The sequence below is a fragment of the Dictyobacter vulcani genome (assembly GCF_008974265.1).
Classification (GTDB): domain Bacteria; phylum Chloroflexota; class Ktedonobacteria; order Ktedonobacterales; family Ktedonobacteraceae; genus Dictyobacter; species Dictyobacter vulcani.
The window spans coordinates 2570810-2588493 of the sequence record NZ_BKZW01000001.1 but is presented as its reverse complement, the minus strand read 5'-3'; the positions used below and the strand labels follow the sequence as shown (position 1 = coordinate 2588493).

Below are 17684 nucleotides of genomic sequence, written 5' to 3'. Positions count from 1 at the left end.
GCCAACATGTTTCTTAGTCATCAGTTTTATGCCCTTATCTATCTTTTTGTCGTTTCATGTACAGCATCAACCAGGCGGCGCAGCATATCTGGCTCCGTCGCCGCGGGAATACCATGTCCCAGATTGAAAATATGGCCAGGCCGATTAGCCGCACGGCGCAACACATCCTGCATCCCCGCCTCTAATACCGGCCAGGAAGTCAGGAGTAACGTGGGATCCAGATTGCCCTGGATGCCGCGCTCAAGTCCGATGCGCTCCCAGGCCATATCCAGATCAACCCGCCAATCCACGCTAATGACATCACCGCCCGCCTCAACCATCAGTTCTAATAAGGCGGCCGCGCCAGTACCAAAGTGGATCGCAGGTGTCCCTGTTTGCTTGATTGCCGCGAAAATGCGTTGGGTATATGGCAAGACAAAACGGCGATACGCACTGGGACCCAGCGTGCCGATCCAACTCTCGAAGATCTGGACCACATTGGCACCAGCCGCAATTTCAGCCAGCAGATAGTGCGTCACGACCGTGGTGACCTTCTCCATCAAAGCATCCCAGAGCGCAGGCTGGCTATACATCAGTGACTTGGCCGTCGCATAATCACGCGATGGCTTACCCTCAATCATATAGCAGGCCAGTGTGAAAGGGCCACCAGAGACGCCGATCACGGCCTGTTTACCCTCAAGCTCACGCCTCACCAGGCGAATCGCCTCAAGGATATACGGCACCGACTCCTCAATATCCATGATGCGCAACGCCTCTACATCGTGTAAAGAACGCACTGGATTATGGATGACCGGACCCTCGGTGCGCAGTTCGAAATCAATCCCCATGCCTTCAAGGGGCAGCATAATATCGGCATACAGCACCGCACCATCCACACCAAAACTGTGTACCGGCATCAACGTCATCTGTGTACACAGTTCAGGCGTTTTTGTCAGCGTCAACACATCATATTTATCACGCAGCGCCTGATAGCCTTTTGAGCTACGACCCGCCTGGCGCATAAACCAGATCGGTGTTGCATCAGGCTGTTCATGCCGACAGGCGGCAAGAAAACGCGCAACACCAGTAGGCGCACTCTGCTGCGACTGTCCTGTATCTTGTTGCATAAATGTTCCTTTAAGAGTTTTGCGCATCCAGCAATCTGCCCGGGATGCCTCCACATATCATAGCGCGGGGTAGCACAAATTGACAACTACAAATCTATAAAATCTGTAGAAAAATCTCAAGTCTTCTACAGATTTTGCAGATTTTGCTTCGGAGCGAGGATTATACTTTGGAGAGTTTCAGGTGAGAAAAACTGGCTGTCGCCACCTGGGTCGCAGAGATAGTGTTGGTCGTAAATGCCAGTTGACCGCTCTGGTAGGTCGCATCATGGACTTTATCCAGGAAGAGGCCATTGATGTAGAGGTTGAAATCAGCGCCTTTTGCCAGTACCAGCAAGGTATTTTTGCCGCTACCCGGCACAATTGCGCTACTTTCAGTAGGTTTTAATAACGTTTTATACTGGTTGATGCCAGCGTTAGCATCATGGCGCATAAAGGCATATTGTCCCAGGCTATTAATCTCAAACTTATAGAATTGGTCGCTGTGCAAACGCAACAACATGGCCGCGGAATTACCAGACAATAGCGACACATCCACCTGAACCGCAGCGTCATCAACCAGGGGAGAGATCAATGCGCAGGGCAGGGCGGGTGAACCAAAGTTCTTAATCGCGCGATATGAACCATAAGCAAACACACAGTTACCTGGCGCTTCGGACCAGCGGCCACTGCTATTATTCCCCAGATCATCCTCAAGGATCAGTGCGCCCGGGGCCAGAGGACTGGCAGCAGTTGCAGTAGGCTGTGGCTGCGCGGTGGCAGGTTGAGAAGTCGCCACCACCGGCTGTTCCGAATGGGTCGCGTACAGATAATAGACATAACTCGCCGGCAGAATAATAAAAAGCAACACACCAACCGCAATGATATTGAAAGAGGTCGTGCTTTTTTTCCGACGCCTGGTCCTGCTCGCTCTCAACTTCGGTTTCGAGACCATCACGTTATGCTGGTCAGCAGAAAAAACATCATAAGCCGGCAAGTGCACTGGATCCGAGCCTGAACGTTGCGGTAATGGTGGCATCTGTACAGCCGAGGTTTCCGCAGGTGTCGAAGAATGATACCCTCGGCGGCGACCGCTCCGGGCCGACTGTCTCCTGGTGGCGACCTTAAATAAGGGCCGTGAGGTAATAAAACGCCGGGCATGGGACAATGGATAGCGGCGGCGCAATGCTGTATCTTCAGCCGCCACCGGCGACTTCTCATCAACCTGGATCTGGACTGGCAAACCGATATTATCAGCCAGTACAACAGGTTCATACCCCTCATCAGCGCGATCAATCTCATCCTCTGATGGATAGTCATTCAAAGGATCGTTATCCTGCAGGGCCTGGTGAAAAGCTTCATACAGTTCCATAGCGGATGTATAGCGCCGCTGAGGATCTTTATCTAATGCTCGTAACACCATTTTATCCACTGCGCGACTCAAATCAGCATTATAGATTGAAGGTGGTAGAGGCGCATCACGCAATTGTTTCCAGAAGACCGCCACAGGTGTCTCGCCCTCAAAAGGAACGCGCGTCGTCAAAATCTGATAAAGCAGCACACCCAGTGAATAGACATCACTGCTCACGGTCGCCGGTCCTTCCGCCAGATCAGGGGCCATATATTCAGGAGTGCCCAGCAGGGAACCAGTGCGCGTGAGTTCATAGTCCGCATCAACAATTTTAGCCAGGCCAAAATCTGCCAGATAAGCATGCTTGAGGCTACGCAACAAAATATTCGAAGGTTTAATATCACGATGCAACACACCATGATCATGGGCATATTGAACAGCACTGGCAATCTGTGACAACAGCAGGTCCGCATCCTCAAGGGGCAGAGGACCATCATCCAACAGCTCACGCAACGTACCACCAGGCGCGAATTCCATCATCAGATAATGGCATGGTTTGATCTCTTCATAATCCAATGCCGGAAGAATATGCGCATGTTGCAACTTATCAATTGCCTCAGCCTCAAGGCGGAACCGCTCCAGATAATCGGCCGAATAACCGGTCATTACCTTGATCGCGATATGCTGCTGCGCGATCTCATCATAGGCCAGATAGACCTCTGACATACCGCCGCTTCCCAGCAAATTTTTGATTGTATAGTGTTTAACAACCGTTCCTTCTAGACCAGGCATAATATTTTTGCATTCCTTACAATAGCAGTAGCATCTTTTTTGGATAGGATAGTACCACGGAGAGCAATATTTATAACACGTAGCAGCAAGGGGTAAAGATGCGTAGATATAGAAATAGCAGAAAGCAAGTTCTTAAAAAAGTGTAGGGGATAAAAGAAAGAGAAGAATGCTCACCACCAACTAATGGCCTTTTCCTTTACCCCCATGGTTACTCAATTTTTTTTTTCCTTGCCACCCTTTGGCTTAGGGTCTTTAGGAGCTGGCGGTTTGGGTGCATGAGAAGAGACAACAGGCCTGGTGTTATGCGGCACAACCGGTTTTATCTGTGGCGCAGGTTTTGGCTGCACGTTGTGCACTACCTTGGGGGTAGGCACCTTCGTAGGGGTGACTTTGATATGGATGGTATTCTTACTGGTCGCAGGTGTAGAGATCAGTGGTTGAGGATGTGAGGAAGCCGCACTGGCTCCCTCAATTCCTACCTTCGTACCAGCTATACTAACGCTTGCATGCAGCATAGCTGGTAACATCACTAATAGAAAGGGAACAAGTAACAGCGTAAACAGAAAACGGCCGCGCAGCGTACTATGCTTCTGCCGCACAATCGCTATCCGTGGTTTCTCTAACACAAACTGCGATACTTGCGTGGACATGATCCCGATATCATGGCGTAGTTGTTCGCTCTGGCCCATAGCCAGAGTAAAGGCCTGATACAATTCCTGAGCGGACTGAAAACGCCGGCGCGGATTTTTCTCCAGCGCACGCATAATCACCGCTTCTACAGGGGCAGGTATAGCTGGATTATACGTAGAAGGTGGCGTTGGGATGTCACGAATATGACACAGGTAGATGCCGATTGGCGTATTGGCAGTAAAAGGCACGCGGCCACACAGTAACTGATACATCAAGATGCCTAAGGCATAGACATCACTCGAAGGGGCCGCCTCATTCTCTGCCAGTTCAGGAGCCATATATTCGGGGGTACCAATCAAATAGCCGGTCAGGGTAAGCCCATTATCATCACCAACGCGCTTTACCAACCCGAAGTCGGCCAGGTAAGCATGGGTACCATCCCGCATCAACACATTTGAGGGTTTAATGTCCCGATGCACAATCCCTTTGTCATGGGCATATTGAAGTGCTTGCGACAACTGTGACAACACCCGATCAGCTTCAACCAGCGACAGCGGTCCTTGCGACAAACGTTCATGTAATGTTCCATCTTCAATATACGGTGTAATCAGGTAGCACCACGAATCAAATTCGCCGTAGTCCAGGACAGGCAAGATGTGTTCGTGGTTTAAAGCGGCTTGCGCCTTCACTTCAGCTTTGAAACGCTCATAATAGTCACCTGCCCCGGTATTTACCAGTTTTACGGCGACAATCTGGTCATTGGAGGTATCCTGGGCGAGATAGATCTCGGCCATACCGCCACGTGCCAGGCGATTCAGGATCTGATAGTGCCCAATAGTGACCTGTTCTAGCTGTTGCATTACAATCCCCATGCTAAAAAATAGACAAGCTGCTCCATCACACAACCATACATATACGGATACGTCTGTTTATCATGATTAGTCTCAGGTCGTGGTTAAATAGCGACCTCTCGATAAAACGCCAAATTACACTTTTTTTAAACATTCCTTTCTGCGTCATATCCACGTTAATTTCTTGATGTATCATACTTTCCCATTGTGTATTAAACACAGTGGTCAGTCTGTCATCGCAAGCCAAAAAACCATATAATACAGGACAGAAGAAAGTACTAATTGGAAGGATGATGTATATGTCTGAACGCATTGTGTACTCAACTGATAGTGGTCGTGTCTCAACGTGTCCTGAATGTGGACAACCATATAAAAATTGTCGCTGTGATCAAACGTCAGCTCAAAAAAAGAAGAGTGATGGCATCGTACGCATTATGCGGGATCGTAAACAACGTGGTGGTAAAACTGTCACAGTAATTACTGGAGTACCTGACAAAGGCGTTGAGCTAGCAACGCTGGCCCAACAACTCAAGAAACTCTGTGGCACCGGAGGGACCGTCAAAGATGGCAACATCGAGATTCAAGGCGATCACTGCGACAAAATTCAAGAAAAACTTACCAGCCTTGGCTACAAAGTCAAACGCGCCGGCGGATGATTATATAGTGTTGCTTCCCGCTGGCACAGGGAGAATATGACTCGCCCATACGCGGGCACGAAAGTGCCCATACTTCTTTTATGTTGTCATGTTGAATAATGCGCCTGGAACATTATTCAACATGACAACATAAAATTTTTTGAGCGCCGCAGGCGCGAAACCACCGGGAGAAAGGACATGTTATATGAGATTTCCGGACACTATATTTCACATTTTCCGTTTTAGCAAGGTGCAAATGGAATAGTACACTAAGGATAGATTGCTGGTATCACAGCGTTAAGGGAGTGTCAACGGAGAGGATAAGCAATGAATATCGACGAGCAATTTGAACAATTTCTGGCAGGGTTAGGAGTAGAAATGGAACGTCCAGATGATCGACAATACAATGGTGACTCCATTCCAGAGATTTCCATCTTTCAAGCCTCACGCGATCATTATGGTGTCTTCTATCGGTTAGACATTATCGATCAACGTCCAGAATTACGTGTGATGGTACCAGTCAATAAAGGCGATGTCAGGATGGATATCTATCTTGTACGCCTCAGCGAGCACACACCGCTCAATGAGTTTTTCGGAAAAATGTCTATTTATGAAGGTAGCCCCACCTACGAACAGGGCCGTGAAGCCACTTTACAACATCTTCTCTATGCCGCCGCCGAAACGATGAAACAGCTCTTCTGGTCTGGCGATCTCCCCACGCAAGTCTTCCCCGGCGAAATCGAAGTTTATCCTCTACTCATCCAGAGTGAGCGCCGCCTTGGACGCAAGAAATCTCGTTAAAACATACTCGGGCGAGCGCGGGAGATGAGCATTTTCCCGCGCTTCCATCCTTCTCCCCTGGTTACACCTCACCTCGGCCAAAACATTACAGGCTCATTAGTCATTTTTTCAGAATGAAAGAGTCGTCTGCCATTCCTGTGTCGTTACATTAATTAGGAATAGAATGATTTTTTGGTCGCGACCCTATTGAATCGTCATGCCGAATCCGAGTACAATTGGATTAGCAATGGTAGAATTGGGTAGGATAAGTTGTATTATGCCGGGCCGGTCGTAATCAGAGAATCAACCTGACCAATACACCCGGGGTATCCTAGAAAGGAACCGTATGTATGCCCGAGCAGATTGACAATATCGGGCGTGAAGCCATTGAATACTTCGCGCTCAAACATGCCGCTCGCGAACGAGCTTTGCCGAAGTCGCGTACAGCGATCCGCCATTGCGCTAATAGTATCCGAGCCACCCATCGCCACGAGGTAGAGCGAGCAGAGGCTCTACTTGGCCAGGCAGCCTCACTCCTGGCTGAAATGGACATAGACCTGCAGGATCACAAAGATATTTATTTTGCAGGTTTTGTCCAGGATGCACAAAAAGAATATGCGGAAGCACGTACTTTCGCCGCCCTCACCCAACATCAGCCACTACCGACGCCCGCAGAACTTTCCATTGGTCATGCAGCTTATCTTAATGGTATCGCAGAAGCCATTGGTGAACTCAGGCGCTACGTACTCGACCAGCTACGCCGTAGCAATATTGACAGTTCTGAAGTATTTCTCAACTATATGGATGATATTTACGCTGTTCTCATCTCAGTAGACTTTCCAGATGCCATCACCAGTGGCTTACGCCGCACAACCGATTCAGCACGCGGCATTCTGGAGAAAACACGCGGAGATCTGACGGCCGCAGCCATTCAGTTACAATTGCAAAAATCCATGCGTGAACTCCAGGAGGGTTTACAACAACATGTATCAGCCGATGAATAAAGAATAGGAACCATACGTAGAAAAAAGTCCGCTTCCTTGACTTTGACCACAAACAACAGTAAGCTGACAGGTGATTATCATAAGCCATTATAGGCGCAGCCACGGCACGCGTAACATTTATTCTCTACCAGGAGTCCTGGCCGCGCACAATTGCAGACGCGGCGTATATCAACCACGTTTGCGATTGCTTCTGTAAAGCATATTGATGGATAGAAGCACTCATACTGTAAATAGCTGGAAGCACTCATCATGAAACATATTAGTTGATCCCTACGCCAGGAGGGGGGCGTATGCCAAATAAAGAAACAAACATGACTGATCAAGATATCATTGAAGAGTTAGAGCCACAGGACAAGTACCAGACAAAAAAAATACCGTCCATCCAGGTTGTCGATGCCGATCCTGAGCCCAGAAGAGAGACACCGGTTGAACGGGAACAGGTTGAACAGGAAAACAGCGAACCAACGCTGAATAGCTCAGACTCTAGCACTTATACTGAAACCCAACCAGAGCCGCCCAGAAGGCGTCAGGGCGCTCATGTTGTCCGAGCCGACGCCGTACAGGCTGAAGAAGTACCAACGATCCCGATTGGATCGCTGCAAACAATCAGCACGCTGGAGCCAGAAGTCTCAGTACATTCCGTTGCTTCAATGCGTGCGATTAGCATGCCATCTCCACTGGTAGTACAACCCTCGGAATATCGCCATGGAGTGAATGAGTGGATGGAAATCTGGCGCGACGGCATACGCCTGAATTATGTACGCTTATCAGTAATGCCGGTCATTCTGGGCAGTGCCCTGGCCTGGACACAGAGCATTACTACGGCCACACCCTTAGGACATTTCGATCTTATCCACTTTATTCTTGCGATTATTGCGGTCGCTATTCTACAGATTGGCGCCCATTTAATCAATGACTATTATGATTATCAACGCGGCATTGATACCAGCAATGCTCTGGGTCCTGGTGGCATAATCCAGCAAGGGCTGGTTAAGCCGACACGTATACTCATCATTGGATTGACTTTGTTGGGCATAGGTGCGATCCTCGGACTCGTGACAGCGCTGGCGGGAGGTCCGCTGGTTTGTCTGTTTGGGTTCATTGTTGTATTGTCAGCTTATTTCTTTAGCGCCACCAAAAAATCGCTCTCCTCGCTGGGATTGGGCGAGCTTATCGGCTTTGTGGTCTTTGGCTTGCTACCAGTTATGGGTGCCTATATGATCCAGACCGGTGGGAAACTGACGATCACAGCATTCTACTATAGCTTACCATTAGCCTTCCTGGCCGCTGGTGTCATCTACGCTAATAATATGCGCGACATCGAGGGCGATAGCCATGTCGGTAAGAAAACCCTGGTATCTTTGATCGGACTGCGCTGGAGCCGCATCGCATATAGTGTGTTGATGCTTATCCCGTATCTGATCGTTGTACTCTTAGGTTTTCCCCATGGACATCCTCATTTCATTCTGCTGGCTTTGTGGACGCTTCCCACCCTCGTGATAGCGATTACCGGTGTCATGCGTACAGAGATATCGGCTGGCTTTCACGATGTTATGCGGCAAAGCTTGAAGATCTTTACTCTGTTTACCGTCTTCCTGATCATTGGATTGATCATCTCAGCGCTCATTCCCGTTGCACCGCTGTTGCCAGCACACCTCATTTCACTTAAGTAAAAAATACCTGGCAATTCAGCAAAAATGGCAGCCGCCTGGCTGCCATTTTTTTATGCCATCTAGTATTATCTGTATCCTATGTATCTTCTTAGTTAGCAAATTACCACCTAAAACGTCATATATATATGCAAGGATATAGTGTATACAGGTATACATATATTCATATACTACCACAAAAAATATTATCAAAAATAGCTAACTATAGCTTCCCTGATACACTCATATTCAGTTTTTTGTATAGTGTGGATATATAAAGGGAGAATAGAAAACGATGTGGAAAGGCTCCGTTATTTCACTTCAGATTGCTCCTGGTGAGGCACAACCCTTGATAACGATTGATCAGGCACATGCAGTTCCTGGTCGCGGTATCGAAGGCGATCGCTACTATCTGGGTACCGGTCACTTCTCCAGGATGGGCAAAGCCAGTTATGAAATAACCCTCATCGAAAACGAAACGCTTGAAGCCCTCAAGCGCGACTATGGCTATGAACTAACCTCTTTAACCGCGCGACGCAATATCGTCACAGTAGGAGTTCCCCTGAATCATCTGGTCTGGAAAGAATTCAAGGTCGGCGAAGTCAGCCTATTGGGTCGCCGACTCTGTGAACCCTGTTTCCACCTGGTCCAACTCACGCACCATCAAGCGCTCAGCGGCCTTATCCATCGTGGAGGACTGCGTGCCCAGATTCTCAGCGAGGGCATCATTCGTCCAGGTGATCACATTGAACTCGCACACGATCAGGAACGCGCCCAACGCTTCAAATATGAACAGGCATCCAGAGAAGCGCTGGAACCAGCAATTTGATACATCCATACCTATTCATAGGAATTTCTAGCATTAAATAAATCGCGACAATCTTTAGGATCAGCAATCCATTGATGTAAGGAGGCAGATACCTTCCTGCATCAATGGATGTAATGTATTGCCATGTCACACACATGCTCCTTATCTTCCGGATTTGAGCACAACTGAGGAATATCTTAAGATGGCAAGACGTACATATCCTACGTCCTACGAATATGGCTAAGTGATCCATCATAATGTATACTAGGATTAATCTGTGGTTGGGAGTTGAGAGAAAGGTGGCAAGTCGATGCAAACACAGGAAGAGCGAATTATAGCCTTAGAATACTCAGTAGCATTATTAAAAAAGAAATTCAGTGAGGTAGATATTCAAAGCATCAATCACAATACAACAATGCTGCTTGGCCTTGTCTACAAACAGCAATCAGAGGGCAGCGAAATTAAATCTAATCTCACCACTATAAATTACCAGATAGGTGGGATGCAGCACGACATTAAAGTCCTGCAAACAGATGTCAGCGAAGTTAAATCTAACCTCACCACCTTAAATCAACAAGTCACCACCTTAAATCAACAAGTCGCCGGGATGCAGCAAGATATTAAACTCCTGCAGATAAAATCTGATGAGCATACCTCCATACTTAACGAGCATAGTGCCATACTTGATAAGCATAGTGCCATACTTAATGAGCATACTTCTATACTCAACGAGCATACTGCTTTACACAACGAGAACACTAAGCTATTGACACAGATACTTGCGCTACTAACTAAACGCTAAACTGAATAAGACCACAAAAATAAAAGCACCTGGATAATCCATCGCGGTGCTTTTATTTTTGTAGTCTTGCAGATATTAATCGGTCAGCGAGATGTATTTCAAGGTCTACCTGGAATTTGATGAAGCCGAGTAGTATATGTTTCTGAATGAGCCTATAGGGCCATTCTAAATGGATATGAGGTCGTGGTCTGAACATAGCAGCTTAAATCAGAAAGTGTTATACTACAATTAATAAAGTAACCTGGGAGAGAGCTAAGCCAGTTGTCGCTTTGACTCTCCTTTTCTTATGCCTGCTTGCTATTGAAAAGCAATCGTGAACGCCGCTCACTCGCGGCTAGCCCGGCTCACACGATTGAAAAGCATGCTGTTAGAAAGGATCTTGTGGAGTGCTTATCGATAGCCACACACATGTAGATACTGAACGCTTTGAGGGTGATCGGGATGCGGTTATCCAGGCGGCAATCGCTGATGGGGTGACACGTATGATTGATCCGGGCTGCGATTTAGCATCCAGTCAGGCGGCTCTCGCATTGGCAAAAGCCTATCCAGGTGTTATTTTTGCAGGGGTTGGGGTACATCCACATGAGTCTACGACATATAGCGCTGAAGTAGAGGCACAGTTGCGCGAAATGGTACGTGAGCCTGAGGTGGTGGCCATAGGTGAATTCGGTCTTGACTACTTTCGTATGCTTTCGCCACGCGATATCCAACGAAACGTCTTCTGCTCCCATCTGGCCCTGGCTCGCGAGTATAATCTCCCCTGCATCATCCATGTACGCGATGCCCATGATGACGTGATGGAACTCCTGCGTGCCCATGGTCAGGGCTTGCGTGGCGTTTTCCACTGCTTCTCAGGAGATGTCGCGCAGGCAGAAGAATGTCTGACGTTTGAAGGTTTTATGCTCTCATTTGCTGGCCCGCTCACAAAGCAAGGCAACGCCCTTCCAGAAGTCGCCCGGATGGCCCCGCTTGATCGCATCATGGTGGAGACTGATAGTCCCTATCTGGTCCCTAAACCCCTGAAAGTCAGGCGCAATGAGCCGCGCTTTGTCAGGCATACCGCAGAAAAACTGGCAGAGATACGCGGCATGACTCTTGAAGAGTTAGCACAGGTCACTACAGCAAACACTGTTCGTTTGTTCGGTCTAGGAGAAAAGCATGAAACTGTTTAATACACTCACTCAATCCTTACAAGAATTCAAACCTATCAATGACACGGTCAGTATTTATGTGTGTGGAGTCACCCCGTACGACACAACGCATCTGGGCCATGCCTTTACTTATATTACCTTTGATACATTGATCCGCTATTTAGAATACAAAGGCCACACGGTAAAATATGTTCAGAATGTGACCGATATTGATGATGATGTGCTCCGCAAGGCTCGCGAACTGGACATGAAGTGGGACGATCTGGGAAACCGCGAGATCGAGCGCTTCCTGGGTGAGATGGATTCACTCAACTGGCGCCGTCCAGATGTCTATGCACGCGCCACAGATGAGATGGAGCGCATCGTACAGTTGAATGAAGGACTGCTTGAGCGTGGTCTGGCTTATGTCAGCGAGGGCTGCGTTTTTTATGATGTGCGCAAAGATCCTGAGTTTGGTAAAATGGCGCAGGCGGTTGGACTCAATGACTACCACTCTATGCTTACCATCGCCAATGAGCGCGGCAATTTCCCCGATGACAAACGCAAACGCGATCCATTGGATTTTGTGCTCTGGCAGGCGCAGGCTCCAGGCGAACCCGCCTGGGAGAGTCCCTGGGGACCTGGCCGACCTGGCTGGCACATTGAGTGTAGCAGTATGGCTATGCATTATCTGGGTCAACAAATCGACATCCATGGTGGTGGCGCCGACCTGAACTTTCCACACCACACCTGCGAGATCGCTCAATCCGAGCACTACAGCGGCAAAGCTCCATTCGTGCGCACCTGGATGCATGTCGGCATGGTCTACCAGGATGGCGAGAAGATGAGTAAGTCGCTGGGCAATCTTACCCTGGTCAGAAACTTGCTTAAAGAATATAGCGCAGACGCCATTCGTCTCGTACTGCAAAGCCATCACTATCGCTATCAGTGGGAATGCTTCCCGGAAGATCTCAAGATCGCGGCCGCTAACGCCTACCTTTTCACCCAGGTCCGCGAACTGGTCGGCCCGGAGTTACGTGGTGAAGATAGTATGCTGCATAATCGCTTCATCGCCGCCATGGATAACGATCTGAATACGCCAGAAGCAACGCTGTTACTCAAACACGCGGCCCAGCAGGCCCTGGAAGAGAAAAACATCAACCTTGGCTCCGAAATCTTACGCCTGACAAAAGTTCTTGGTCTCACGGCTTAATAATACTAACAGGCCATTGGCTTAAAACCTACAGCACAAAATTGGATGGGAGGTGCAGAGGACAGTGATTTCCTCGCGCACCTCCCATCCAATTTTGTCAGGGGCCTCACGGGGTTGTGCCTTATTTCATATTTAATAGACTATTAAACTATCTATCATCAGGATACATATGCAACAGGTTATGTTTCGTCTTCTGGGACCACCGGAAGTTTATTATAATGAACAACCAATCAGGATTCCCCGCCGTCGCTCTCGGGCCTTACTCTACTATATGGTTTCAACCCATACTCCACAACCTCGTGAACGTCTGATGGCATTGCTGTGCGGTGATATGGATGATGAGAGTGCGCGTCGCGCCTTTAAGACTATGCTGGCGGAGGTGCGTTCACAGTTACGTAGTGTTGATCCTTCAATCGAATGGATCACCAGCGACGAAGATCGCCTCACGTTTCATCCGCTCGCACCGATCTGGCTGGATACAGAAATATTTGAGAAAGCTACGGCAAATGTACAAAGTAATCTGAGTCTGGCGATCAAACTCTACCGCAACAAATTTCTGGATGGCTTCTTTCTAAAGGGGGCTCCCGATTTCGATACCTGGGTCCAGAGTACACGCGACCACTTTCATCACCTTTATATGCAATCCTTACATCATATGGCGGAAGTCTATGAAGCCAATCATCAATTACAAGAGGCTATCACCTGTACACATAGACTACTGGAGGCCGACCCATTGTCTGAAGAGGCGCATGCTCAGTTGATGCGTCTGTACTGGCAGGCGGGCGATCGCACACTGGCGCTACGGCAATATGAGCGCTTAGGTAAGGTACTGGCAGAGGAGTTTTCGGTACAGCCACTGGCAGCAACAAAGGAGCTTTACCAGCAGATCGCACGCAGCACCAGCGTACAGGCACAGGTCAAGACTGCACCTGTTCATCCAGTTCTCCCGCCTGCCAGAGCACTGCAGGTAGCAACGGAGACGCCAGTAGTCGATGTGACGTTACCATTTGTGGGTCGAGTACGGGAACTGGACTGGCTGCGAAACCACCTGTTCGGTCAGGAGAACGAGCAGACTCTACTATTGCTGCAGGGCGAGATAGGGATAGGTAAAACACGCCTGCTGCAGGAAATAACAGAGGGTGACTGCGCTTCCTGGCTCGTGTTACAGGGTACTTGCCAGGAGGCTGAGGGCAAGAATAGCTATCATCCACTGCTAGAGGCGCTCCGCTCCGGGCTGGATCGACAGACTATCGCCCGCCTGGACCTCTATCCTGTCTGGCAAGCCCGGCTGGAACGATTGCTGCCGGACCTTTTTTATAGCGCTGGCAGCAGAAATGCTACTGAGGCAGGCCACGCCACTGATCCTGGACATAGCAGTGGGGACGGAACGGCAACGTTGCTGGCCGACGCGCTGGTAGCATTGCTGAATCAGCTAGCCACCCCACAGCGTCCTGTATTGCTGCTACTGGATGACATACATTGGTGTGATAAGGCCACGCTGGGACTCCTGGCTCACCTGATCCGCTATGTGCGTCGGCGCGAGGTTTTTCTGCTGGGTACGTATAGTCCAGGGGGCGGAGAGAAGCGCCTGCTGCCTCTGCGCAATAACGCGGCTCGCCTGGGACTCCTGGCCGAGATTGAGCTTGAGCCACTCTCCAGATCCGATATACACCAACTGGTCACGCAGTTTAACGCGACTGAAGCTTCAGGAGCAGGGCGGCAATCTGCCGGACTCACGCCTGGTGACTGGTGTTATCAGCACAGCGAAGGCAATCCCCTGTACACACTGGCCTGGCTTGAAGCGGGTTGGGGTCCAGCAGAGGCGGCTGTGCCTGCACGCCTTGAGGCCCTGATACACATACAAGTTGGTCGATTGAGTCAATCTGCACGCCATCTGTTACAACTGGCTGCCTGCGGCCAGGACAAGTTTGATCTGGCCCAGATAGGATTACAGCTTGGCTATACGCCTGCGCAGACGCTGAGCGCCAGTGCCGAGCTGATCACACAGCGCTTCATCAGCGCGGATCCTGATTCCAGCACATCCCCAGGGATCGCAACTTCACTGTATACGTTCGTACACCACACAGCTCGTAGCTGCGTATTGAACTCAATGACTGCTATAGAGCGTCAGGTATTACAAACGGCGGCCCGGAGTATGGCAAACACCGAGCTGATTATTTAGCATCGCAACAACTACGCTTCACAGCGCCGCCAGAGCATAGGTTCTACGGCGAGCATTTTTCTATCTTGTTACAGCCCTTTTGCAACTTACTTGTAACTTTTTTGTAACCGCTACCGTGTATGCTTGTTACACGATCACATTGAGAGAGCGCTATTTGTAGTGCTCGTTGTGAATCAGAGGGCCGAATAGCGTTATTCCGTCCGGTAGCATAGCAACAACTATGGCTATTTCTCACAAGGGAGTTCAGACACTGTGGTCCACTCAGCCCGACAACAGCAACCTTTTGCAGGCGCGACGATTCAGCGTTGGCCCTGGTCGATTGAACGCGACCATGATCTGGAGAATCCGTTCGTGACTGCGGGCAACCGCGTCTATAGCGTAGCAACCCAGCATGGCGAGTTTCCAGAGATCGGCTGGCGTCAGCCAAACGAGATGTCCGGTGTCTGGGATCATCCAATTAAATTGCTGGATGGTTTCTGGTTTGGTGTCTCCTATGGCCCGACTCCCCTGATTGGGCCGGCCCGCAAGATCCACTGGCTCACCAAAGCCAGCCGCTGGTGTATGACTCCTGGCGAAGTCGAAATAACCTATCAACTCCCCGGACTCCATGTGGTACGACAGGAATATGGTGTTGATGATCATGAAGGGATCCTGGTGCGCTTGCACCTGGTAAACAATGGTCAGAAGGCATTAGACCTGCGACTGCATTTCCTGGCCCATACCGACCTGCGTGCAGCCTGGCTGGGCGAGAATCGCCTGATCTGGCGCGATGGACAGGACGAGGCAATTTATCTGGATGAACAAGCCTGTATCGCAGCCTACAACACAGTTAATCCTGCCTATGTGCTTTTCGGTGCCAGTACGCGTCCCGCCGCCATAGCGATCGGTCCTGATCTCTCAATCACAAAACAAACACCAGGTCAGGGCATCTCTGGTCATCTGCGCTATACCCTGCACCTGCCAGTAAGTGGCAGTGAGGAGATGCGCTATATCATCGCCGGTTCGACACATTCCAGTAGCGCCGCCAGTGCGACCTTTGATCTCCTCAAGCATTCTTTTGAGGAACTGGCACAACAGCAGCGACAACGCTACCAGAAGATCATCGAGCGCAGCGCACTCTATAGCGACGACGAGCTGATTGAAACGGCATTTGGCTGGGCCAAACTGAATTTGCAGATGCTTGAACGGGTCGTTCCTACAATCGGTCAGGGCATCAGTGCCGGACTACCAGACTTTCCCTGGTGGTTTGGCAAGGATACAACCTTCACAGCCCTGGCACTGGTCGCCAGTGGACAATTCGAACTGGCACTGACTTCTCTGCGCAATCTGGCACACCATAGTCAACTCGTCAACAATAATGGCAGCATGGTACACGAGATTCTGACCCTGGGACGTATCCATGATGGTGGACATCTGGTTGAGGTTCCCCTGTTCGTGCGCGCCTGCTACCATGTGTTCCTGTGGACCGGCGATCAACAATTCCTGCGTGATATCTATGATTTCTGTGTGCGTGGCCTGATGGAGTATGTTCTGGGCTCTACTGGATCCGAGGATGAGCTGTGTGCCACCGGAAAAGGTATGGTTGAGTCGCGTGAGTTACAGAGTGGCAAAGGCTTCAAAACACTGGATATCGCCGCCTATACGTACCAGGCGCTGCTGTGTCTGGCCGAGCTTGCCAGCGCTATCGGCGACGACCAACGCGTGCCTGATTTGCGTGACAAAGCCCGGCGGATACGCGAGTTTGTGAATACAACCTGGTGGCTAGCAGACGAAAACCTGTTCGGCGATATCTATGCCTGTGCTCAAGATATCCAGGACGCTCATCAGTCGTTGCGTGCTGATGGACCGCTATGGCCTGGCGATCTTAAAGAGGTTGATCATACCGCTGCCGCGCTGGCCAGTTTCATGGAACAGCATGGGCACGACGCAAGCATCGTGCGACAAGAGCGTCCCTGGCTGCTCAAACACATGATCGCCGCCATACCAATGGAGACCGGGCTGGCCACACCCGAACATGCCACGCGGGCCTTCACACGCCTGGAGTCTGAGGAATTCAACGGACCCTGGGGATTATATCTTAATCCTGAGCGCCAACCAGTCACTATGACCTTGCCCAATGGCATCATGGCTGCGGCTGAGGCAGAATATCAGCGCATGGATCAGGCGCTCGTCTACAGCCAGCATATCGCTCGTACGATGGATCAACGCATGCCCGGCGCTTTTAGCGAAATCTCACCTGATGGTGGCTGCTTCATCCAGGGCTGGTCAGGCTATGGCATCATCTGGCCAGTTGTTCACAGTTTCTTTGGTTTTCAACCCGATGTCGCCCGGAAACACGTGCGTTTTATTCCTCACTTCCCTGCCTCCTGGCATACCGCGCAGCTCCACAGCGTGCGCGTCGGAGCCACCAGCATGGATCTAGAGGTCACAAAATCTTCTCACGACGCGCGGATAGTTCTGGAGACACACGATCTCTCGTACGAAATCACGCTGGGGTATACATGGATCGGGATGACCATGCCCAACCGTATTACCCTAAACGGAGAGGAAATTTCTTTTCAAACCGAGGTATTTTACCAGGGAAGAGAAGATGACCAGACAACACGAGGATACACGCTGCAAATTCCCACGATGAGAGGTTTGCAGCGCTATGAGTTACATCTTATCTGGTGAGTTGCTATGCACTATCTGGTGCACTCACCCGGGGTAGCAAACATACACTATCTAAACATCGAGATGATAGCTCACTGTTGAGCTATGTTCAGGAGGATCTTT

The 17684-nt window shown here is 49.8% G+C and carries 13 protein-coding genes; 10 read left to right on the top strand and 3 right to left on the bottom strand.

Translation table 11 applies throughout. From position 1 onward, the window contains the following. Positions 1-38 precede the first annotated feature (38 nt). From hemE to KDW_RS10835, 3 genes are all read right to left on the bottom strand, one after another. A complete protein-coding gene (gene hemE / locus KDW_RS10845) occupies positions 39-1106 on the bottom strand; it encodes a uroporphyrinogen decarboxylase (protein ID WP_151755961.1) in 1068 nt (355 codons plus the stop codon). A gap of 160 nt (positions 1107-1266) precedes the next feature. After that, entirely contained in the window at positions 1267-3225 is a 1959-nt protein-coding gene (locus tag KDW_RS10840; protein ID WP_151755960.1) for a serine/threonine-protein kinase, read from the bottom strand. A 212-nt stretch (positions 3226-3437) separates the two neighbouring features. After that, on the bottom strand, positions 3438-4715 hold the full coding sequence (locus KDW_RS10835; protein WP_162005133.1) for a serine/threonine-protein kinase: 1278 nt from the start codon (positions 4713-4715) through the stop codon (positions 3438-3440). A 290-nt stretch (positions 4716-5005) separates the two neighbouring features. On the opposite strand from KDW_RS10835, the gene KDW_RS10830 reads away from it, so the two are divergent. The 10 genes from KDW_RS10830 (at position 5006) to KDW_RS10785 (ending at position 17582) form a co-directional block, all read left to right on the top strand. Next, positions 5006-5362, top strand: a complete 357-nt coding sequence (locus KDW_RS10830) for a translation initiation factor Sui1 (RefSeq protein WP_198925243.1) — start codon at positions 5006-5008, stop codon at positions 5360-5362. 306 nt (positions 5363-5668) lie between these two features. After that, positions 5669-6142 (top strand): hypothetical protein, encoded by a 474-nt coding sequence (locus tag KDW_RS10825; protein WP_151755957.1) that lies wholly within the window; start codon positions 5669-5671, stop codon positions 6140-6142. Positions 6143-6471: 329 nt separating this feature from the next. After that, positions 6472-7125, top strand: coding sequence for a translin family protein (locus KDW_RS10820; RefSeq protein WP_151755956.1), 654 nt, complete (start codon positions 6472-6474; stop codon positions 7123-7125). A 290-nt stretch (positions 7126-7415) separates the two neighbouring features. Continuing rightward, positions 7416-8798, top strand: a complete 1383-nt coding sequence (menA, locus tag KDW_RS10815) for a 1,4-dihydroxy-2-naphthoate octaprenyltransferase (RefSeq protein ID WP_151755955.1) — start codon at positions 7416-7418, stop codon at positions 8796-8798. A gap of 271 nt (positions 8799-9069) precedes the next feature. Then, the gene (locus KDW_RS10810; RefSeq protein WP_151755954.1) at positions 9070-9603 is read left to right on the top strand and encodes an MOSC domain-containing protein; all 534 of its coding nucleotides are present in this window, start codon (positions 9070-9072) and stop codon (positions 9601-9603) included. A 289-nt stretch (positions 9604-9892) separates the two neighbouring features. Further along, positions 9893-10384: a coiled-coil domain-containing protein gene (locus KDW_RS10805; protein WP_151755953.1), complete on the top strand. Its 492-nt coding sequence runs from the start codon at positions 9893-9895 to the stop codon at positions 10382-10384. A 386-nt stretch (positions 10385-10770) separates the two neighbouring features. Further along, positions 10771-11556: a TatD family hydrolase gene (locus tag KDW_RS10800; RefSeq protein ID WP_151755952.1), complete on the top strand. Its 786-nt coding sequence runs from the start codon at positions 10771-10773 to the stop codon at positions 11554-11556. Then, positions 11543-12727 carry a cysteine--tRNA ligase gene (gene cysS, locus KDW_RS10795; protein ID WP_151755951.1) on the top strand — a complete coding sequence of 395 codons (1185 nt, stop codon included), beginning with the start codon at positions 11543-11545 and terminating at the stop codon, positions 12725-12727. The genes KDW_RS10800 and cysS overlap by 14 nt, the downstream gene beginning before the upstream one ends. Before the next feature lie 169 nt (positions 12728-12896). Continuing rightward, positions 12897-14909 carry an ATP-binding protein gene (locus KDW_RS10790; protein ID WP_151755950.1) on the top strand — a complete coding sequence of 671 codons (2013 nt, stop codon included), beginning with the start codon at positions 12897-12899 and terminating at the stop codon, positions 14907-14909. Positions 14910-15161: 252 nt separating this feature from the next. Next, positions 15162-17582 carry an amylo-alpha-1,6-glucosidase gene (locus KDW_RS10785; protein ID WP_151755949.1) on the top strand — a complete coding sequence of 807 codons (2421 nt, stop codon included), beginning with the start codon at positions 15162-15164 and terminating at the stop codon, positions 17580-17582. The last annotated feature ends 102 nt before the right edge of the window (positions 17583-17684 follow it).